Here is a 19,742-nt window from a genome sequence, read left to right on the forward strand (position 1 = left end):
CTGCGCTATTTTATTGTAGATGATGATAAAGCCAGCCGAACCATGTTAAAAAACATTATAGCAGATGGTGATCTTGGTGTTGTCATAGGTGAGGCGGAAAGCGGAGCTCATTGTCTTTCGTCTGTATTGACAATACAACCTGATGTTGTCTTGATTGACTTGTTAATGCCTGGCTTGGACGGGATCGAAACCATGGAGCAGTTAAAAATGAAGGGGTTCCAAGGTCAATTTATTATGATCTCTCAAATTGAAAACAAAGAAATGGTTGGGGAAGCATATGAAAAAGGGGTAGAATTTTTTATCCATAAGCCGATTAACCGCATAGAAGTCCAAAGTATATTAAAAAAAATCGCAGAGCAAATTCGGCTGAGAAATTCTTTACTTGTCATTAAGGAATCATTGGCACATAGTGAATCAGCCAAAACCAGCCAGCGAAGAAGTGTTAAGGAGATTGTTTTATCAATATTAAACGATTTGGGCATCGCAGGAGAGGCGGGGAGCGACGATATCATTACGATGATGGAATACTTAATTGATACATATGGAAAAATGATTCAATTACCGCCATTAAAGGACTTATATAAAGCGATCGCCTCGAAGTCAGGAATCCATCATATGAACAGCAAAGCGATTGAGCAGCGGATTCGAAGAACAATATTGACAGCCGTCAATAATGTTGCTTCTTTGGGATCCATTGATTACATGAACCCAGTTTTTGAATACTATGCACCTCGCTACTTTGACTTTCAGATGATTAGAAAGCAAATGAAATATATGGAGGAAGAGAAAAGTGAACAGGCAAAAGTAAAAGTAAACATAAAAAAATTTCTCCTAGCGCTGTATCATGATACGTTAGAACAGTATAACGAAAAAAGCAAAAATAATATGTAGGATTTTGTAGGATCCGGTAGGTCACCCGTAAACTAGATAAAGAGCTGTTTCGTTTGGAAGCGATTACTTTAGAAAGGGTGACCTTAGATAAATGAAGAAAAAATTGAAATTTACTTTAGCCACTCAAATCCTGGTCGGATTAGTCCTCGGTATTATCGTTGGAGCCATTTTCTATGGTAACCCTGCGGTAGAAACGTATTTGCAGCCCATTGGTACGATGTTCATCAACATGATTAAAATGATTGTGGTGCCTATCATTATTTCTACTTTAATTGTGGGTGTTGCAGGAACTGGGGACTTAAAACAACTAGGAAAGTTAGGGGGTAAAACGCTTCTTTATTTTGAAATCGTAACAACGATTGCCATTATCGTTGGGTTAATGGCTGCAAATATATTCAAACCCGGTGCAGGTTTGGACATGTCCTCTCTTTCCAAAGGCAATATTGATCAATACGTCCAAACAACGGAACAAGTACAAAATGAAAGCCATGGAATATTGGATATTATAGTCAACATTGTTCCAAGTAATATTATCCAATCAATGGCTGAAGGAGATATGCTTCCGATTATCTTCTTTTCCGTATTGTTTGGTTTGGGGATTGCAGCGATTGGTGAAAAAGGAAAACCTGTACTATCCTTCTTTGAAGGTGTGGCAGACGCTATGTTCTGGGTGACAAACTTAATTATGAAGTTTGCCCCATTTGGCGTATTTGCTTTAATTGGTGTAACGGTGTCTAAATTTGGTTTAGAATCATTAATTCCGCTTGGAAAATTAATGGTCCTTGTCTACGCAACGATGTTATTCTTTATTGTAGTGGTGCTTGGAGGCATCGCAAAGATTGTAGGAACAAACGTATTTCACATTATTAAAGTATTGAAAAATGAATTGCTTTTAGCTTATTCCACTTCCAGTTCGGAAACGGTGTTGCCAAAAGTGATGGAGAAAATGCAAAGGTTTGGATGTCCAAAAGACATTGTTTCTTTTGTTGTTCCAACCGGTTATTCCTTTAACCTGGACGGCTCTACATTATACCAAGCCCTTGCAGCACTTTTCATTGCTCAAATTTACGGGATTGATTTAAGTATTGCCGATCAAATAACCCTCGTGTTGGTTCTGATGGTAACCTCTAAAGGTATCGCGGGTGTGCCGGGCGTTTCCTTTGTAGTGCTGCTTGCTACTCTGGGAACAGTGGGAATTCCGCTTGAAGGACTTGCGTTTATAGCAGGAATTGACAGACTTCTCGACATGGCACGTACAGTTGTCAACGTAGTTGGGAATGCATTGGCAACAGTCGTTATGTCTAAGTGGGAGGGCCGCTTCAACCCGAACAAAGGAGAGACCGATTACGCATCCGTTAAGAGTCCATCAGTTCAGGAACTTGCGGAGAACCAAATGCAATAACAAAATAAAGATAAAAACCAACGCCACCACTGTGGGGCGTTGGTTTTTGTTTCGGTAAGTTTCAGGATGTGACCACAGTCACGCCCCGAATTTGCGGTAGTCCCTTTTGATTCCCCTCATAAAGGATATCCCCATGAGTATGATGACGATGGCGAAAGGCAGGGCAGCAATGATCAGCATGTTTTGGATGCCTTGCGTCCCGCCGGAGTAAACCACGACTGCTGCAATTGTTGATTGAATGAGTCCCCACACGATTTTGATGGAATTTGCAGGATTTAGAAGTCCGTTTGTTGTCAGCATGCCCAGGACAAACGTAGCGGAGTCCGCAGAGGTAACAAAGAAAATCACAATGACAAAAATGGTCATGATGGACAGGAAGGTTCCCAGCGGGTATTCAGCGAGTACACCAAACGTCGATGTCTCCAATGAGAACTCGGAAATGGCTGAAATCCCAAGCTGCTCCAGCCTTAGTGCGGAAACCCCGAATACCGCAAAGAAGATGAAACATACGAGTGCAGGCAGAAACAAAACGCCGAACAGGAACTCTCTTATAGTCCGTCCTTTTGAAATTCTTGCAATGAAAATGCCAACGAACGGTGCCCAAGAGATCCACCATGCCCAATAGAAAATGGTCCAGCTGTTGATCCAATTTCGGTTATCTTCATTGAGCGGGGCCATTCTTAGGCTCATTTGGAAGAAGTCGGAAATATAGGTGCCAAGCGTATGGGTAAACATGTTCAAGATAGCCATAGTTGGCCCTACAATGAAGAGAAGTACAAGCAGAACTACAGCCAACCCCATATTGATATTGCTTAAATACTTGATTCCCCGGCCAATCCCGGACCAGGCGGACCAAATGAACAAACCGGTTGAAATAATAAGTACAACCAGCTGGATCCAAAAACTGCCGGGCAGGTCAAACAGAAAGGATAGCCCGCCTGTAATCTGTGCTGATCCAAAGCCTAGTGTGGCGGCTACACCTACAATCGTTGCAAACACAGCCAGTACATCGATCCACTTTCCCAGTGCACCATTCATAAGCTTTTCTCCAAATAAAGGAGTCAAAGTGGCGCTGATGAGGCCGGGAGCTCCCCGGTTGAACTTAAAGTAAGCCAGAATCAGACCCACAATTCCGTAGACGGCCCACGCGTGTATCCCCCAATGGAAAAAAGAATATTTCAGTGCGTCTTTAATTGCTTCATCTGTTCCTTCTTCATGTATGGGACTGCTAATGAAGGCGTGTGAAATCGGTTCGGCCGTGGTCCAAAAGACCAATCCCATGCCCATTCCAGCGCTAAAAAGCATGGCAAACCATGAGGCGTTGCTGAACTCGGGCTCGTCGTCCTTTTTTCCCAGTTTCATCCTGCCGTAGCGAGAAAACATCAGGAAAACACAGAAAAGAAGAATGGCGATGACAAGAAGGAGATAAAACCAGCCAAAATCCCTGTAAATCAGATTTGTCAAATTGGTTGTAAAGGAATTTAAATTTTCAGGAGCAAAGGCTCCCCAAATTGCCACTATTACAGAAATAGCCAGTGCATACCAAAAAACTTGAGTTGCTTGTCTCATACTTCACCTCTTGAAAATTAATACTGTTCACTTACCTGACAACTTCTACATGGTAACATAATTATGGTTAGTATGTTTTGGCAGAAAGGATCGTTTAAAATGATGACAAAATTTCCCCGGGAGCTTTATGTGAAAAAAGAGTGATAAGATCATGGTGAGGCAAACATTCATAGGATGTGTTATTTTCCTATGTTTTACCCAAAGGGAATACGGTTTAAGCTTTTTAAACAACGAAACTAACGTACTTGAATTTGCATTTTTTTCAGCAGCTTTTTATTAGCAGGATACCTGCAAAGGATCATCCATTCTGGAATTCAATAGGAGGCGCTCCTATATATTGAGCAGCAAAATAAGTAAAGGCCGGAAAAATCAGATTTATGAATATGAAAGACTGGATATTGAAGATTTGATCTGAAATGATAGAGCTTCTTATTCAATAAAAGACATGCTGAGCCAGTAAAATATGAAAACATAGCTTTGCACTTTTTTCATTGTACCGCCTTAAGCCACTCTCCATGAGGGAGATATGATTTTTTCCTTTAACAAGTGTTTAAGCTGCAATCTCGACTGCAGGAATTATACTTTTAAAATATAATATTTGCAGCAGCTCTATGTTTCACGTGGAACTAAATGGTAGCATATGATAAAACTGCCGGCATGGGCGCCCGCCGGGAGGATAAGGTAAAAGTGCTTAGTATGTCCGTAATAAAGCCGAAAAGACTTTTTTTCCATCCAACTATTGGACAGGATCTAAAAAATCTACTTTTTGGAAACATTGTTAAAAGCTTATATGATCATAAGATTATAGGTATGTTAAACTACGAATACACTATGCTAAAATATTTAAGAAATGTGTCATAACAATTTAAGAAATGTGCTATAATATATAAGGTTTAATTATAAAAAAGCATGTTCCTAGGTTCCATATTTTAAGGTATAAGGAAGGGTATTATGAGCGATAAACAAACGAAAACAGACGTTATCTTAATAGGTGCCGGAATCATGAGCGCGACTTTAGGATCATTGCTGAAAGAGTTAGCGCCAGACTGGGAAATTAAAGTTTTTGAGAAGCTCGAAGAAGCAGGAGAAGAAAGCTCCAATGAATGGAATAATGCAGGTACAGGGCATTCTGCGCTTTGCGAGCTCAACTATACACCCCAAAAACCTGATGGATCTATAGATATTAAAAAAGCTGTAAAAATTAATGAACAATTTCAGCTTTCAAGACAATTTTGGTCTTATCTTGTGGAAAGTGATCTTATTAAAGATCCGCAAGATTTTATTATGCCTTTACCACATATGAGTTTAGTAGAAGGGGAAGATAATGTAGCGTTTTTGAAAAAACGTTTCGAGGCGCTTTCCCAAAATCCTCTTTTTAAGGGAATGGAGTTTTCCGATGACCCTGAAAAACTGAAAGAATGGGTACCGTTAATCATGGAGGGGCGTCAAGTAGATGAGCCGATTGCGGCTACAAAGATTGACTCAGGCACGGATGTAAACTTTGGTGCACTCACCCGCATGTTGTTTGACCATCTGAAAAGACAAAACGTTGAAGTCAACTATAAACATAGCGTTGAAGATATCAAGCGTACCAGCAATGGCTTATGGGAATTGAAAGTTCATAATATGGATGAGAATAAAGTCGAATATCACACGGCTAAATTTGTATTTATCGGTGCAGGAGGCGGGAGTCTTCTATTGCTGCAGAAAACCGGTATTCCTGAATCCAAGCATATTGGCGGCTTCCCGGTCAGCGGTCTGTTTTTAGTATGCAACAATCCTGAGGTTGTAGACCAGCACCATGCAAAAGTGTATGGTAAAGCGAAAGTCGGTGCACCGCCGATGTCTGTGCCTCATCTGGATACGAGATATATAGACAACAAGAAAACCCTGTTGTTCGGACCTTTTGCCGGTTTCTCTCCCAAGTTTCTAAAAACAGGATCTCATTTTGACTTAATCGGTTCCGTAAAACCAAACAACGTTATCACTATGCTGGCTGCCGGCGTTAAGGAAATGAAATTGACCAAATATCTGATCCAGCAAGTGATGTTATCCAACGACCAGCGCATGGAAGAGCTGCGTGAGTTTATTCCAAGTGCGAAGGACGAAGATTGGGAAGTTGTCGTGGCAGGCCAGCGTGTTCAAGTCATTAAAGATACTGAAGCTGGCAAGGGAACCCTTCAATTCGGCACAGAAGTCGTCAGCGCATCCGATGGATCGATCGCTGCTTTACTCGGAGCATCCCCAGGAGCTTCCACTGCTGTTCATGTCATGCTTGAAGTATTACACAAGTGCTTCCCTGAACAAATGCTGGAATGGGAACCGAAAATTAGGGACATGATTCCATCTTATGGTCTGTCGTTAGCGGAAAACCCCGAGCTTTTTGAAAAGATCTATGATTCCACATCCCGCATCCTTGGCTTATTGGAAGTCGAAAAACTAAAAAGCACGGAAGAAACAGCAGACAGTACTCAACAAGCATGATTGCCTTTGGCAATTGTGCTTTTTTTTGGGGCCAAACTTTCATTGTCTTAAATAGAGCAGGGAGAGCTATTCAATTCTACGTTTGAGCGTGTTGGCTTTTTGCAACAGGGGAATGTCCTTAATTTAATATGGGAATATAGGATTCTTTCGTGGGGCTGGTTATATATGGAAAATGGGGGCAGGGCATGGAAGAAAGTTGACGGAAAGTCTATCCAGGGAGTTGGCTAATACTAATAGTAAAAATCACTATTCAGCAGTTGAGCCGAATAGTGATTTCTATCATTCATATCTATATTAAATAAGTTGAGGAGATGTGGCCAGTCTGTTGATTAGATAGTAAAGTGGAGGGATTTTATGCTTTCTAAACGACGGATCAGCCACAGGCCTTCAACTTAAATTTTTTTAATTTCGTACGAGGTAATCGAATGCTCCCAAGGCAGCGGTGGCACCCGATCCCATGGAAATAATGATTTGCTTATAAGCGCTGTCCGTGCAGTCGCCGGCAGCGTACACACCAGGCATGCTTGTAGCTCCATGCTTGTCTACAACAATTTCACCCATTTTTGTACGTTCCACACTGTCGCCTAACCAATCTGTATTTGGTACCAGTCCAATCTGTACAAATACACCCTGCAATTCGATATGGTGTTCTTCCCCTGTTTCACGGTCAACGTACGTAATGCCATTCACTTTATCGGTACCGGTAATTTCTTTTGTTTGCGCGTTTTTGATCACTTTTACGTTTGGAAGGCTGTACAGTCTCTCCTGCAATACAGAATCAGCTTTTAATTCCGATGCAAATTCAAGTACTGTTACATGCTTCACAATACCAGCAAGATCAATGGCTGCTTCAATACCGGAGTTTCCTCCGCCAATGACGGCTACATCTTTTCCTTCAAATAATGGCCCATCACAGTGAGGGCAGTAGGCAACGCCTTTATTCTTGAATTCCGCTTCACCGGGGACACCAACATTACGCCAGCGCGCACCTGTGGAGAGGATCACCGTTTTGCTTTTTAAAACAGCACCGTTTTCTAATTCAACCTCAACGAAGCCTTTCTTTTCCAAACCTTTTGCACTCTGTGAACTCATGATATCCACATTATATTGTTTCACGTGTTCTTCAAGGCTTGCTGCCAGTTTAGGACCTTCCGTGTGCTTGACGCTGATAAAGTTTTCAATGGCGAGCGTGTCCATAATTTGGCCGCCAAAGCGTTCAGCTACAACACCCGTACGGATGCCTTTTCTTGCTGCATAGACTGCTGCACTGGCTCCGGCTGGACCGCCGCCAACAACTAGTACATCAAATGGTTCCTTGGCAGAAAGCTCAGATGGATCCACAGAGCTTCCCAGCTTGGCAAGAATGTCTTCGATTGACATACGGCCGCCGCCAAACTCTTCTCCATTTAGATAAACTGTAGGGACTGCCATGATGCTTTTGCTTTCCACTTCTTCTTTAAAAGCTGCCCCGTCAATCATTGTATGTGTGATTCCGGGGTTAAGAACGCTCATCAGATTCAGTGCCTGGACAACATCAGGACAGTTGTTGCAGCTTAAGCTTACGTAAGTCTCAAAGTGATACTCGCCTTCTAGGTCCTTCACTTGGTCGATCACGCTTTGCTCTACTTTTGGTGCACGTCCGCTGACTTGCAGCAAAGCAAGAACGAGTGATGTAAATTCGTGTCCGAGAGGGATACCGGCAAAGGTAACGCCGGTATCTTCTCCAACACGGTTGACACTAAAGCTTGGTGTTCTTTCTAAAGTAACGTTTTCTGCTTTAATTTTAGATGACATGGATGTCAGCTCATCAATCAAAGAAAGCATGTCCTTTGATACGTCATCTGTACCCGCACTGACTTTTAGTACGATATCATTTTCCAATAGTTTAAGATATTGTTCCAGTTGTGATTTGATCTCTGCATCCAACATCGTTGATCGCACTCCTTAAATTTTACCAACAAGGTCAAGGCTTGGCTTAAGTGTTTCAGAGCCTTCTTTCCATTTAGCCGGGCAAACTTCACCTGGATTATTACGCACATATTGTGCTGCTTTAATTTTGTCAATCAGTGTACTTGCATCACGGCCAATGCCTTCTGCATTAATTTCTACTGCTTGAATAACACCTTCTGGGTCGAGAATAAACGTACCGCGGTCTGCACGGCCTTCTTCTGGAACAAACACTTCAAACATTTGAGAAAGCTGGTGTGAAGGGTCACCAATCATTGTATAAGTAATTTTTCCAATGGCATCGGATGTATCGTGCCATGCTTTATGCGTGAAATGAGAATCTCTTGAAACCGAGAAAACTTCTACTCCAAGTTCTTGAAGAGCCGGGTATTGTTCTTGCAGGTCTTCAAGTTCAGTCGGGCAGACGAAAGTGAAGTCAGCTGGATAGAAACAAACAACACTCCATTGACCTTTCAGGTTTTCATCTGTTACCTCAACAAACTCACCGTTTCTGTAAGCTTGTGCTGTAAATGGTTCTACTTTTTTACCAATAAGAGACATGGTATACATTCCTCCTAAATTTTTTGATAGATAGTCTTAAATCAACTATCTATAACTATTTCTTATTTACAATTATTATTATATAGGACAAACTATTAAAGTCAAGGAATATATTATAATTATTTTTATTAAACAATGACTTTCAAAGAATGTTCACAAAGCTGAAAATGTAAGGGTTTTAATGAGTGGTTATACATTTAAAAGGATTGAATAAATGAGGGTAATTGAGATTTTATTCAGTTAATTGAAAATAAGGATGGTAACGGAGAAATAAGTTGGAGGTTTGGGTGATTACTTCAACGCCGTGATGAGGAATTTCTTATAAACATGGCTGGTAAGGGATATTAGCTTTTCTCACGAAAGTCCGTTTACTGGTAGATATTAAAAAAATAATATAAGTAGATTAGCCGATGATGCTGATATAATAAGGGGGGTCCATGAGCCAGATGGACTCCTTTTTTAAATGATTTGACAAAATTCGGGGAGTGACAGGCACTCATGAATAAAAAAGACGTAGCCAATATTCGTAAACAGTTTAAGCTGGACAATGATTTATTAAAGATTGGCGATATTTTTAATGTGTATATCCGGAAGGACAGCAGCGAGATTTACCACCAGGAGAGCCAGCCTTTTTCGATGCTGGACCGGGAGCAGCAGGAGTTGTTTATGAGCAATTTTAAAAAAGTGCTGACCGGTCAGTTGGATGTAAAATTATTTGAAGTGAAGTTTAGGGAACAAGTTGAAAATCACACACGGTTTATACTGTATGACGGCCTTCAGACAGATGATGTTGAAGATTGGAAGGAACAAATGCTGCTGATCGTTGAGAAAATGTTCCGGGATGTACAATATGAAAAAGATATGGTGGTCACCTTTATTCGTGGTGAATACGAGAAGCCTACGAAAAGGAAAAGTGAAGTAACGGAAGAAAGCGAAAGGGACGAAATGTACTCCTATTCCTTCATCTTGTGCAGCATGAACCAGACGGAGCAGCCTAAAAAGTCATTGGTATTTGATTATATTGAGAAAGAATTTAAATCAAGCGTTGTGGTGGACTCTATAATTAATCTCACTTCTCCGGCAGCAGGATTTTTGTATCCTGCGTATACCGAAAACGCAGTAGATGTCAACCATATTTTATACTCAGCAGGCAAAGCGAATCAGCCGGATTATCACTTTATCGAGGATGTGTTAAATGGAGAGGAGATCGCAACTGCCCAGGAAGATAAAGCTGTTTTTGAAGAAATCGTGAAAGATGTGGCGGGGGAAGAAGTCGACGCGTACACACTTTCCAATGTATATGAAGAGATTAACCGTATGATTCAAGATGAGGAGGATGAGGAGGAAGAGACTCCGACCTTGGATTATAAGGACGTGGAACGCGTGTTAAAGGTCAGTGGGGTAGAAGATGTCAATACAGACAAAGTCGAAATGGCATTTAAAAAAGTCATTGATGATGAGAAATATGAGCTCAAAGCGAGCAGCATTTTACCTAAGTACAATTCCAAGTCTATTAAAATTGAAACGAAAGTGGCCAATATCTCCATAAGTCCAAAAGATTTAAAGTATGTGAGACAGGTGACCATTGACGGGAAGCGCTGCTTATTAATTGAAGTGGACGAAGATACAATGATCGAGGGCTTTAAACTGATTCCGGAGGCCTCATTGAGCCGTTAGGGGCCTTGACAAAATTCGGGGAGTGCCTGGCACTCCCCAAAAAAATGTTACAGAGATTCCGCCGCTTAATAATATATAGGAATTGCACGATGACAAGTTGAATCACTTTGTTCGATCAGAAAATTAAAAGCGCTTGCAAACATTAAAGTTAAGTTTTCCGCTATTAGAGGCGGCAAAGCGCCTTTGAACTATTTGCTTCACAAAGTAATTCTTCATGCTTTTAGATTAAGTAAGAAACGTCCACACTCAAATTTTACTTATATACGTCCACTTTAGTCCTTATCGTGTTAAAGCAGGTATATTTGCAGTTTAATACATTAAAATTTCTTAGATAAAAGCAAAATGTTGATGGCTAGGAAAAAAGTGCACATTGCAGCAGTAAAATGAAGTTCCAGTAAGACTTACAGAAGATAAATCTGATATCTAAGATAAAATATATTTACCTGCGTCACGCTTTCTTGTTATAATGAAAGCATTCTCAATAAAGAACGGAAGGGTGGGTTGGGTCGGTGAAAATGAAGAAAATGCTGGCTAGTTGTTTATTAGCAGGCGCCTTGGTCACTTCCTTGCCAATGGCCACTTTTGCAAAAAAGGTAGATAAAAAGGTAGTCGATTATGTAGCGTTGGGGGATTCCCTGGCAGCAGGTGTGACCCCCACTGTATGTGGCATTTAAATAATGTATCAATTAAGCGTATGCATTATTTTATGAATAACCACGGCTTTACGTGGAGAGGTGGTCATGATAGGCTCCTATGCCAGGCAAGCTATAAGCTTGCCGTGCTGCCTGATTTCATGACCATAGAGGCTCCATGTCAAGCCTCATGATGTATGCATAAAAATACAGATACTCTAACTTTCTTAATTGCCATTTCATACAAAAGTTGATTGCCAAATACACCCCCACGGGTGGCGTTGGATTAGGGTACCCTGACTATCTGGTCAATCGTATGGAACAATCTCAGTATACTGTCGGTTACACCAATTTCGGAGTATCTGGATATACTTCAACAGACCTAAAGCAAGACATTCTAATAAGGCAGGATGTTCAGGAAAAAATTTCAGAGGCTGAGTTCATAACCATTGATATTGGCGCAAATGATTTACTGCAAGCCCTGAATACACCTGATCAAATACCTGCGGTAATCGGAGCGGTGACTGTTAATTTACAAATTATTTTAAGTACGATCGATCAGCTGAACCCGAATGCCAAAGTATATGTAATGGGGTATTATAACCCGTTCCCATACTTGCCGTCGGAGCAGCAGGATGCGCTATTGCTGTTATTGGATGCATTGAATCAGGTTATTGAGTCAAGAGCGGCGGCGAATGGCGATACCTTTGTGCCAACTGAAAGGATTATAGCCAAACACTATGAAATGTATCTTCCTAATCCGTCCAACATCCATTTAAGTAAAGAAGGCTACCGGCTCGTAGCCAAAGAATTTTGGAAAAACCTTGATAAAAGCAAAAATGAATGAAGAAAACAACAAACCCGTATGCGCATGCATACGGGTTTTTCGACATATGACCTACTTAAACATAGGCGTCTTCTTCAACACGATACAAACCGGAATGGCCACAGCCATACCAATGACGCTTTGGACGATGTCTCCAGGGATGGATGCCAACGGGACGATCCAGCTTCCATAGAGGATGCGCTCCCACAAGTAATAGCAGGCAATCATTGGAGGAGTGGATACGAGCATGGCAAGCACGTTGAATCCAAGGCTACCTCCCCGACGGTCTCCTGACCACGCAATTTTTCCAACGATGTATCCCTGTATACCGCGGGACAGGAAGGTGATAGGCGCCCACAAGGTCCAGCCGGATACGAGGTCAAACAGCCCCATGCCCACAGCTCCTGCCATCGCCCCTTTTTTTGGGCCAAATAAAATGGATGCAATGAATAGCATGCCTGTACCAAGATGGACGAGGCCTCCGTTTGCAGAGATAGGCAGTTTAATATTCAGCAGCATGGTAGCCACGAAGACAAGAGCGATTAACAGGGCTGTTAAAATCAGATCAAATGTTTTGGATGTGGTTGTAGAATAGCTCGTTGTTCTTTCCATCATACAAACCTTCTTTCTTCATAAACACTATTGAAGTTATCTGTTACTTCGGATTTATTCATAACTTTAACAGAGGTTTGGTATCTTAGAAAGTGTCACTTTTATAAAAAGTGTAGGGGTCAGTTGCTGGGAAGAGAGGAGCGGGGGAGAGGGTGTAAATAAGAAAAAACCCAGCTGCAGATACACAGTAGTTGGGTTTTAATCAATCATCAGGCAGTCTCTGACAATATATCATTTTGCCTTAATACTGCTTTCGCTTCTTCGTTTGCAGGCTTATAGCCTTTTTCAATCAGCTCTTTTATGTAAATTTTGTTATAAATGAAAGCAAATATAATAGCTACTGCCCAAGAACCAAGACCCAGTGTAAATGAGCCGATGGCGAGTTCAGCTATAAGCATGATGGCTGCCCATTTCAGGTCCCCACGGAATAAAGCAGGGAAGAAACCGAAAAAGAACGTCGTCCAGCTGAATCCAACCTTAACCTCCTTTGATAATCCTGCGTCGTTTTGGAGCATAATTCTCATCATGAACTTCCTTTCCTGTTGAATATTGGGAGGCAATTCCTAAATTTGCCGGCCTACTAAAATAGTACTATAAAACAGCTGGTAAATCATTACTAATTTCAAAAGTTTCGTCGCTTTACCTGGTTTCAGTACACATAAATCCATTATTACGTGCCTATTCACATAGGCCAAAAGAATGGATTCTCATAGGTGCATCAACACTTATTTTTTGCAATGTAAAGATTTTGTAAATCATACCAGTTCAATATGGGTCTGTGATATAATTAATTTCGGTTTCCGATATTGGAAAACAATAACGGAGATCGATAGGAGGAAAAACATGGAGGATAAAATTCTTCGTAAGTTATTTCTTGGTTTCATACAAATACACATATTACATCATGCAAAAGAACATCCAATCTTTGGCTTATGGATGCTGGAAGAGCTGAAGGAACATGGATACAGCATCAGTGCGGGGACTTTGTATCCGATTCTTCATTCGATGGAAGCTGATGGGCTTCTGGAAAAAGAGGAAAAGAAAGTGGAAGGGAAAATCCGAAAATATTACAGAGCAACTGATAAAGGAATCACTGTTTTAGATGAGGCCAGAAATAAAGCATATGAGCTTTTTAAAGAAATTAAGGATTAAAGGAGAGAAGTATATGGGGGATAAAGAAGTGAAGCACCGCAATCCTTCTGTACGGTCATTGTTGGAAATCCTGCTAGTTTCCACAAGGCTGGGGCTTACTTCATTTGGAGGGCCTGTCGCACATCTGGGGTATTTTCATGAGGAATACATACGCAGAAGAAAATGGATGGATGAAAAAAGCTATGCTGACCTGGTGGCACTATGTCAGTTTTTACCCGGGCCGGCGAGCAGCCAGGTCGGGATTGGCATCGGCGTCATGCGGGCGGGTATTTTAGGGGGGATCGTTTCATTTCTCGGGTTTACCCTGCCATCTGTTCTTGCTCTCATACTATTTGCTTTGATCCTTCAAGGACTGGAGATCGGCGAAATAGGTTGGATACACGGTTTAAAGATTGTTGCCGTGGCTGTTGTGGCGCATGCCATATGGGGAATGGCTGAAAAGCTGGCACCTGATTTAAAAAGAAAAGCAATAGTTCTGCTGACATTGGCCGTTACCTTGCTATGGCCAACAGCTTATACGCAGGTAGGAGTCATCCTCCTGTCCGGCTTGGCCGGTTATCTGCTCTATACACAGCATCAGGCAGATGACGATGCCAAACTGCATTTTCCAGTTTCACGGAAATTTGGAACCGCCTGTTTAGTATTATTCTTTGGATTACTCGTCCTGCTTCCGATTATTAGGGAAGCTACTTCCCTTCATTGGATTGCCATGTTTGACAGCTTCTACCGGTCCGGTTCATTGGTGTTTGGGGGAGGACATGTTGTTTTGCCTTTATTGGAACGGGAATTTGTCCCTGTTGGCTGGGTAAGTGAGGAAGCTTTCCTTGCAGGGTACGGGGCCGCTCAGGCTGTCCCGGGGCCTTTGTTTACGTTTGCTGCCTATCTGGGTGCTGTCATGAATGGATGGGGAGGCGGCTTATTGGCGACCGTTGCCATCTTTCTTCCCGCTTTTTTACTCATATTGGGCACGCTGCCATTCTGGGACAGCCTTCGCCGGAACTCTAAAGTAAAGGGTGCCTTAATGGGCGTAAATGCAGCTGTGGTGGGGATCCTCATCTCAGCCTTTTATCAGCCGATCTGGACAAGCTCCATTTTAGCACCTGTCGACTTTGCCTTTGCAGCCATTTTATTCAGCATGCTTGCGTTCTGGAAACTGCCTCCTTGGGTCATTGTTTTGACAGGTGCAGCAGGTGGAGCGGTTATTCAATATTTTTAAAAAGGAAAGACCGGTGTCTCGGGAGCCGTTTTCTATGCTTTCTCACTGAAGGGGGACTCGAGAGCTCATTTCCTGCTACCTATGTGAGTGAGTAAAATCACCGGTTTTTCTATTCATTTTCTTCAGAACGATTTTCTTATTCATCGCCCTCCGTCATTAGGAGGGCTTTTCTGTTTGTATCCCCATACTGGTGTAAAATTCTCAAGCAGAGAGTTTCTTTTTTATCTTTCTCCCGCCAACCGGATAGTTAACGAGGGAAATACTGAGGACAATTAAAGCCAAACCAGTAAGAAGTGACAGTGTAAAAGGCTCTTTTAGAAATATATTCCCTGAGATGACGGCAATCACAGGAACGAGAAAAGTAAATGAAGCGATTTTGCCTGCTTCCCCCGCATGAATCAATTTAAAATAGAGCCCAAATGCAACCGCTACCCCAAACACACCGCCGAATACCAGCCCGTTTATGTAAGGAAGATTCCACACGATGTCTGAAACATTTTCAGTGGTCATCCCCATCCCCGTAAGAACGGCTCCACCAAGGGTAAATTGTATAGCGACAAGCCATAAGGCATCCACTTGTTTACTTACTGTCTTGACATAAACCGTACCCAGTGCCCAGCTGACAGCCCCCATGAGAGCTATTATAATTCCTATAGGTGATAAGGTACCTGTGAATCCATCCATGCTTATGATAAGAATCCCCAAAAACCCAAAAAGCATTCCAATCATTTTAAGGATGGACATTTGCTCTCCCAGCCATAGCCAGGCAAACAAGGCAACCAGAACGGGCTGCAAAAAAACTAAAACTGAAGATAATCCTCCCGGTAAAAAAAGTAGAGCGGCTGTTTGAAAACCATAAAAGAAAAAGGCATTAAACAAGGCACCTATAGAATATTTCCGCCAATGTTCACGCCATTTTATTTTTCTCCACGAGGGCATTAAGATAAGTGTCAAAAGAACGCCGCCCATCAGCGCCCGCATACCTGCAAAGAGGAGGGGCGGGGTAAACGTTAGTGCCGCTTTATAGATAGGCCAGGAAATTCCCCATATACACACAAGCAAGCCAATGGCCAGAGCTGATTTTATTGGAAATTTTGACAAATCAAACCCTCCTCACATTGAAAATTTAAACTTCTCTACCCTGGTACATACCTGCAGTTCGAGTGATTCTTCGGGAGTCTAAATAAAATCGAAAGTAAATGACTGACAAGCCGTAGCCCATCAGTCATTTAATTTTTTCAAGATCTCATATAAATCGCTTAACCGTTGAATTTCATAGGTTGGCTTTACTTCGTTTCTTTTATTTTGCTCCCTGTTGATCCAGACGGATCTGATGCCCGCCCGGTTGGCGCCTAAAATGTCTGTATTTAGGTTGTCACCCACCATTAACACTTCATCTTTGTTCAAAGAAACCAATGACAGGGCATGTTCAAATATACCTTTGTCCGGTTTTCCTTTTCCGTAACCGCCGGAAATGACAATATGATCAAAATACGGGACTAGCTCCGGGGTAATCGTCAGTTTTGTATTTTGCAGGTCAGGTGATCCATTGGTGATCATTACAAGCTGATAGTCTCTTTTTAATGTATCGAGCACTTCAAACGTATCTTCATATGTAAAAGGGACTTTTCTACGGTTTTTTGGAAAAAGCTCCCCAAGTTCAGCGCCAAATTCCGGATCATCTATTCCCACATCTTTCAGGCCGGCAGTCCAGGCATCTCTGCGGTATTCCGGTACGATTTGGCTTAACTTTTGAAAATCCTCTGTTTCATCTTTAAATTCTCCCCACAATCCTTCGAAAGGATTAATTCCGATCATCTGGGTAAAAGGATAAGTTTCATAGGAGGAATATAGCTTTCTGGCATTCTCGCGAACAGCATTTTCCAGTTGTTCCGGATCCAGCCCATAACGTTCCTCCGCTGTTTTGCACGTTGCGGCAAAAGCCTCTTTTACACTTTTCTTATCCCATAAAAGCGTATCGTCTAAATCAAAAAATAAAGCCTTAATCATTTTATCCCCACTTTTTTTGTAAATGATCTATTTTTCATTTTACCTGTTCAAGTGGCAAAAGTATATCCTTTAAAGGAATTTGGAGCCTTGTACCTTCACTCTCCTATATAACGGGATACGCCCCTATGAAAATCATGTAATCAGGGGCTAAAAAAGGACATATTTTTTTATCATTTATCAATGAAGTAACCGAGGTGTCAGCAAAAGGTTGAGAAGTCAATGTTTTGAATGAGGATGTGGGCGATGGGGGAAATCATTATACCCATCGCGCTGCTGTTTATTATTGCCTTAGTGAATACAATACCGTTTTTGCGAAATATCCGTGTGGCTCTACTGGTGGCACCACTCACGTTTATTTTGGGGCTTTCTGCTATGGAAAATACTAAGTGCATCTGTTGACTGGCTGAATTTTATTATGTGTCATCGCCTTATCCATTTTCAGAAGATTATATGCGGAGTCCCAAGTCAGGCTGGATGTTCCCAGTGAATGAAAGTGGTATGTGTGTTTTATTTTTCGCATATAAATTAATGTACATGCATTCTACATTGAATAACTGTCATTTGCGGCTAGTATCATCTTACATCAGGAGGTGACAAAGAATCCCTTTGAGATGATTCAGGCAAAAATAGGCATTCTTATGTTGGATACCCAGTTTCATAGGCCGGCAGGAGATATTGGCAACAAAGATACGTTTTCCTTTCCGGTTTTGTACAAGAAGGTGAAAGGGGCGAGTCCTTCGCGGGTAGTAATAGAAGGTGACCCCGATTTATTGAAACCATTTATTCAGTCCGCAAAGGAGTTGGAGGCTGAGGGAGTTCAGGCGATTACAACGAGCTGCGGATTTTTGGCTCTTTTTCAAAAAGAGATTCAGAAGCAGCTGCGCGTACCTTTTTATTCCTCCAGTTTACTGCAGATTCCATTGGCATGTACAGCAGCAGGTGAACCGATTGGCGTTCTGACAGCTTCGAAAACCAGTTTGACGGAAGCTCATTTTAAAGGGGTCAATGCCCATAGACATCACGTTATTGTAAAAGGAATGGACTGCATGCCGGCGTTTTCAGGGGCCATTATTAGAGAAGATAGAGATTTGGATGAAGCGGCAGTTTCCAAAGAAATGAAACAGGCAGCAGCGGATTTTGTTTCGAAGCACCCTGATTTGAAAGCGCTGGTTCTGGAATGTACCAATATGCCTCCTTATAAACATGTAATCCGTGAAGTGACAGATCTGCCTATATATGATATTACGACATTGACGAACTATATGTATTTAACGTTATAAACCAACTTTCGAGATTAAAAGAATGTACATGAAGTCCCCGATCAATGATGTAGATGAGCATAAATGAACTGGGGTTTTTTCCAGTATAAGGGGGATCACCATATGCTTGAAATTGTTATACCGTTATTATTGTTATTTATTATTGCGTTGGTCAAACAAATACCAAAGATTGGCGGAAACATCAAAATTGCTCTTTTGGCTGCTGCTGTTTCGTCAGCCATTATTTCCGGTCTTGGACCGCTGGAAACCTTGCTCGCTTTTATCGATGGAATTGACCGTCTGTCCTGGGTCATCATGCTCTCTGTCTTCGGAGCCCTTTATGCAGAGTCACAAGTAAAGCTCGGTGCGATGGATACGACATTAAACAGCCTTCGAGCGCTGTTCGGCAATTCTCCAAAGGGTTTGATTGCCGCGGTATTTATTACCTTGATCATTGCCGGATCTTTCCTTGGGGATGCGATTGCAGCAGCCACCGTTATTGGTTTTCTGGTCATCAATTCCCTGCATGAGCTGAAAGTCAAACCTGAACAGATCGGAATGATGATCTTAGTGGGCGCATCCGTAGGGTCCCTCATGCCGCCGATTACCCAAGGGGTGTTTCTTTCTGCCTCTTTAGTGGGAATTGATCCGAGCCCGGTGATCAAACTCGCTTATGTCACTGTGGCGATCGGAGGGCTCTTCGCTATTTTGGAGTCATTCCGGTTTGTCCGCGGAAAAAAGATGCCGGAACATTTAAAGACAACCCAATCAATTTTTCAAATTTTAAAGGAAAAATGGATAACATTAGTACCGCTTGCCGTACTGGTAGCCATTGTGATTGCGAACACACTGTTTGAATATAATATTTTCACAGAGTGGGCTCTCTTCGCAGCAATTTTAGATCCGCTAAAGGAAATCCCGATCGTTCAGGGGGTTACCTTCCAAGTCGTATCTGCCATAATAGTTGCGATTATCGTCAGCTTTATTTTCCCGTCTGTCCGTAAAAACACAAAAGGAGTATTTACCGGCGGCCTGTCCAAAGTAAGCCAAACGGTTCAAATTCAATTATGTGCAGGAGTGATGGTAGGGGTATTTTACGCTTCCGGCCTCATTGAAAAGGTTGCGTTGATGACTGAAGGGCTGTCAGCTTCTATGGTAAAGGTGGGCGGAGCCTTATCTGTAGTGGTTGTTGGCATGCTGACAGGATCACAGACAACAGCTCAAACGGTAAATATTACTTTTTTGGCTCCTATCTTGGAAAATATGAACGTGGATCCGACACTGATTGCACTAGGTGCATCTCATATTGCGGCTGCCGGCCAAAATATGCCGCCGGTCGGATTAACTGCGTTCGTTGTCTGCGGGTTGATTGGGGGGATATTAAGCAGAGAAGTGGATCCGATCAAAGTGATGATCCTTGCTCTGCCAAACTCCCTATACTTCTTAATAGCCGGATTGATCGCATGGTTCATTTAAGAAATCCGAGTCTTTCAGAGAATTGAGG

17 protein-coding genes are annotated in these 19,742 nt (G+C 42.0%); 10 read left to right on the top strand and 7 right to left on the bottom strand.

The window, feature by feature from the left end; translation table 11 throughout:
• Both ACFSCZ_RS04890 and ACFSCZ_RS04895 read left to right on the top strand, forming a co-directional pair.
• Complete coding sequence (locus ACFSCZ_RS04890) at positions 1–891, top strand: response regulator (RefSeq protein ID WP_380772708.1); 891 nt, start codon at positions 1–3, stop codon at positions 889–891.
• A 91-nt stretch (positions 892–982) separates the two neighbouring features.
• Positions 983–2,293 (top strand): cation:dicarboxylate symporter family transporter, encoded by a 1,311-nt coding sequence (locus ACFSCZ_RS04895; RefSeq protein WP_380772656.1) that lies wholly within the window; start codon positions 983–985, stop codon positions 2,291–2,293.
• A gap of 78 nt (positions 2,294–2,371) precedes the next feature.
• Here the strand turns inward: ACFSCZ_RS04895 and ACFSCZ_RS04900 are convergent, their stop codons facing one another.
• Positions 2,372–3,862, bottom strand: coding sequence for a BCCT family transporter (locus ACFSCZ_RS04900; RefSeq protein ID WP_380772657.1), 1,491 nt, complete (start codon positions 3,860–3,862; stop codon positions 2,372–2,374).
• A gap of 951 nt (positions 3,863–4,813) precedes the next feature.
• On the opposite strand from ACFSCZ_RS04900, the gene ACFSCZ_RS04905 reads away from it, so the two are divergent.
• Complete coding sequence (locus tag ACFSCZ_RS04905; RefSeq protein WP_380772658.1) at positions 4,814–6,346, top strand: malate:quinone oxidoreductase; 1,533 nt, start codon at positions 4,814–4,816, stop codon at positions 6,344–6,346.
• Between the two features lie 402 nt (positions 6,347–6,748).
• On the opposite strand, the gene ahpF is transcribed toward ACFSCZ_RS04905, so the two are convergent.
• Both ahpF and ahpC read right to left on the bottom strand, forming a co-directional pair.
• Positions 6,749–8,275: an alkyl hydroperoxide reductase subunit F gene (gene ahpF, locus ACFSCZ_RS04910; RefSeq protein ID WP_380772659.1), complete on the bottom strand. Its 1,527-nt coding sequence runs from the start codon at positions 8,273–8,275 to the stop codon at positions 6,749–6,751.
• Positions 8,276–8,290: 15 nt separating this feature from the next.
• Positions 8,291–8,854: an alkyl hydroperoxide reductase subunit C gene (gene ahpC / locus ACFSCZ_RS04915; RefSeq protein WP_380772660.1), complete on the bottom strand. Its 564-nt coding sequence runs from the start codon at positions 8,852–8,854 to the stop codon at positions 8,291–8,293.
• A 498-nt stretch (positions 8,855–9,352) separates the two neighbouring features.
• On the opposite strand from ahpC, the gene ACFSCZ_RS04920 reads away from it, so the two are divergent.
• The 3 genes from ACFSCZ_RS04920 (at position 9,353) to ACFSCZ_RS04930 (ending at position 12,010) form a co-directional block, all read left to right on the top strand.
• A complete protein-coding gene (locus ACFSCZ_RS04920; RefSeq protein WP_380772661.1) occupies positions 9,353–10,531 on the top strand; it encodes a DUF4317 domain-containing protein in 1,179 nt (392 codons plus the stop codon).
• A 509-nt stretch (positions 10,532–11,040) separates the two neighbouring features.
• Positions 11,041–11,205 carry a hypothetical protein gene (locus ACFSCZ_RS04925; protein ID WP_380772662.1) on the top strand — a complete coding sequence of 55 codons (165 nt, stop codon included), beginning with the start codon at positions 11,041–11,043 and terminating at the stop codon, positions 11,203–11,205.
• Between the two features lie 208 nt (positions 11,206–11,413).
• Positions 11,414–12,010: an SGNH/GDSL hydrolase family protein gene (locus tag ACFSCZ_RS04930; protein WP_380772663.1), complete on the top strand. Its 597-nt coding sequence runs from the start codon at positions 11,414–11,416 to the stop codon at positions 12,008–12,010.
• A 51-nt stretch (positions 12,011–12,061) separates the two neighbouring features.
• Here the strand turns inward: ACFSCZ_RS04930 and ACFSCZ_RS04935 are convergent, their stop codons facing one another.
• A complete protein-coding gene (locus ACFSCZ_RS04935; protein WP_380772709.1) occupies positions 12,062–12,601 on the bottom strand; it encodes an ECF transporter S component in 540 nt (179 codons plus the stop codon).
• 209 nt (positions 12,602–12,810) lie between these two features.
• On the bottom strand, positions 12,811–13,125 hold the full coding sequence (locus ACFSCZ_RS04940) for a DUF2628 domain-containing protein (RefSeq protein WP_380772710.1): 315 nt from the start codon (positions 13,123–13,125) through the stop codon (positions 12,811–12,813).
• 319 nt (positions 13,126–13,444) lie between these two features.
• Here ACFSCZ_RS04940 and ACFSCZ_RS04945 point away from each other — a divergent pair, with 319 nt between their 5' ends.
• Both ACFSCZ_RS04945 and ACFSCZ_RS04950 read left to right on the top strand, forming a co-directional pair.
• Entirely contained in the window at positions 13,445–13,753 is a 309-nt protein-coding gene (locus ACFSCZ_RS04945; protein WP_380772664.1) for a PadR family transcriptional regulator, read from the top strand.
• Positions 13,754–13,766: 13 nt separating this feature from the next.
• On the top strand, positions 13,767–14,969 hold the full coding sequence (locus ACFSCZ_RS04950) for a chromate transporter (protein WP_380772665.1): 1,203 nt from the start codon (positions 13,767–13,769) through the stop codon (positions 14,967–14,969).
• 201 nt (positions 14,970–15,170) lie between these two features.
• On the opposite strand, the gene ACFSCZ_RS04955 is transcribed toward ACFSCZ_RS04950, so the two are convergent.
• Both ACFSCZ_RS04955 and ACFSCZ_RS04960 read right to left on the bottom strand, forming a co-directional pair.
• Positions 15,171–16,070 carry a DMT family transporter gene (locus tag ACFSCZ_RS04955; RefSeq protein WP_380772666.1) on the bottom strand — a complete coding sequence of 300 codons (900 nt, stop codon included), beginning with the start codon at positions 16,068–16,070 and terminating at the stop codon, positions 15,171–15,173.
• Positions 16,071–16,190: 120 nt separating this feature from the next.
• Positions 16,191–16,979, bottom strand: coding sequence for an HAD family hydrolase (locus tag ACFSCZ_RS04960; RefSeq protein WP_380772667.1), 789 nt, complete (start codon positions 16,977–16,979; stop codon positions 16,191–16,193).
• Between the two features lie 611 nt (positions 16,980–17,590).
• On the opposite strand from ACFSCZ_RS04960, the gene ACFSCZ_RS04965 reads away from it, so the two are divergent.
• Positions 17,591–18,259, top strand: coding sequence for an aspartate/glutamate racemase family protein (locus ACFSCZ_RS04965; protein WP_380772668.1), 669 nt, complete (start codon positions 17,591–17,593; stop codon positions 18,257–18,259).
• A 102-nt stretch (positions 18,260–18,361) separates the two neighbouring features.
• Positions 18,362–19,714, top strand: a complete 1,353-nt coding sequence (locus ACFSCZ_RS04970) for a hypothetical protein (protein ID WP_380772669.1) — start codon at positions 18,362–18,364, stop codon at positions 19,712–19,714.
• The last annotated feature ends 28 nt before the right edge of the window (positions 19,715–19,742 follow it).

The sequence above is a fragment of the Siminovitchia sediminis genome, from assembly GCF_042680885.1.
GTDB lineage: Bacteria > Bacillota > Bacilli > Bacillales > Bacillaceae_C > Siminovitchia > Siminovitchia sediminis.

What these genes read in the sequence shown, in the direction of transcription:
- ACFSCZ_RS04895 (WP_380772656.1), top strand. Translation starts at nt 983, where the DNA reads ATGAAGAAAAAATTGAAATTTACTTTAGCCACTCAAATCCTGGTCGGA.
- ACFSCZ_RS04900 (WP_380772657.1), bottom strand. Translation starts at nt 3,862, where the DNA reads ATGAGACAAGCAACTCAAGTTTTTTGGTATGCACTGGCTATTTCTGTA.
- ACFSCZ_RS04905 (WP_380772658.1), top strand. Translation starts at nt 4,814, where the DNA reads ATGAGCGATAAACAAACGAAAACAGACGTTATCTTAATAGGTGCCGGA.
- ahpF (WP_380772659.1), bottom strand. Translation starts at nt 8,275, where the DNA reads ATGTTGGATGCAGAGATCAAATCACAACTGGAACAATATCTTAAACTA.
- ahpC (WP_380772660.1), bottom strand. Translation starts at nt 8,854, where the DNA reads ATGTCTCTTATTGGTAAAAAAGTAGAACCATTTACAGCACAAGCTTAC.
- ACFSCZ_RS04920 (WP_380772661.1), top strand. Translation starts at nt 9,353, where the DNA reads ATGAATAAAAAAGACGTAGCCAATATTCGTAAACAGTTTAAGCTGGAC.
- ACFSCZ_RS04935 (WP_380772709.1), bottom strand. Translation starts at nt 12,601, where the DNA reads ATGGAAAGAACAACGAGCTATTCTACAACCACATCCAAAACATTTGAT.
- ACFSCZ_RS04940 (WP_380772710.1), bottom strand. Translation starts at nt 13,125, where the DNA reads ATGAGAATTATGCTCCAAAACGACGCAGGATTATCAAAGGAGGTTAAG.
- ACFSCZ_RS04945 (WP_380772664.1), top strand. Translation starts at nt 13,445, where the DNA reads ATGGAGGATAAAATTCTTCGTAAGTTATTTCTTGGTTTCATACAAATA.
- ACFSCZ_RS04950 (WP_380772665.1), top strand. Translation starts at nt 13,767, where the DNA reads ATGGGGGATAAAGAAGTGAAGCACCGCAATCCTTCTGTACGGTCATTG.
- ACFSCZ_RS04960 (WP_380772667.1), bottom strand. Translation starts at nt 16,979, where the DNA reads ATGATTAAGGCTTTATTTTTTGATTTAGACGATACGCTTTTATGGGAT.
- ACFSCZ_RS04965 (WP_380772668.1), top strand. Translation starts at nt 17,591, where the DNA reads ATGATTCAGGCAAAAATAGGCATTCTTATGTTGGATACCCAGTTTCAT.
- ACFSCZ_RS04970 (WP_380772669.1), top strand. Translation starts at nt 18,362, where the DNA reads ATGCTTGAAATTGTTATACCGTTATTATTGTTATTTATTATTGCGTTG.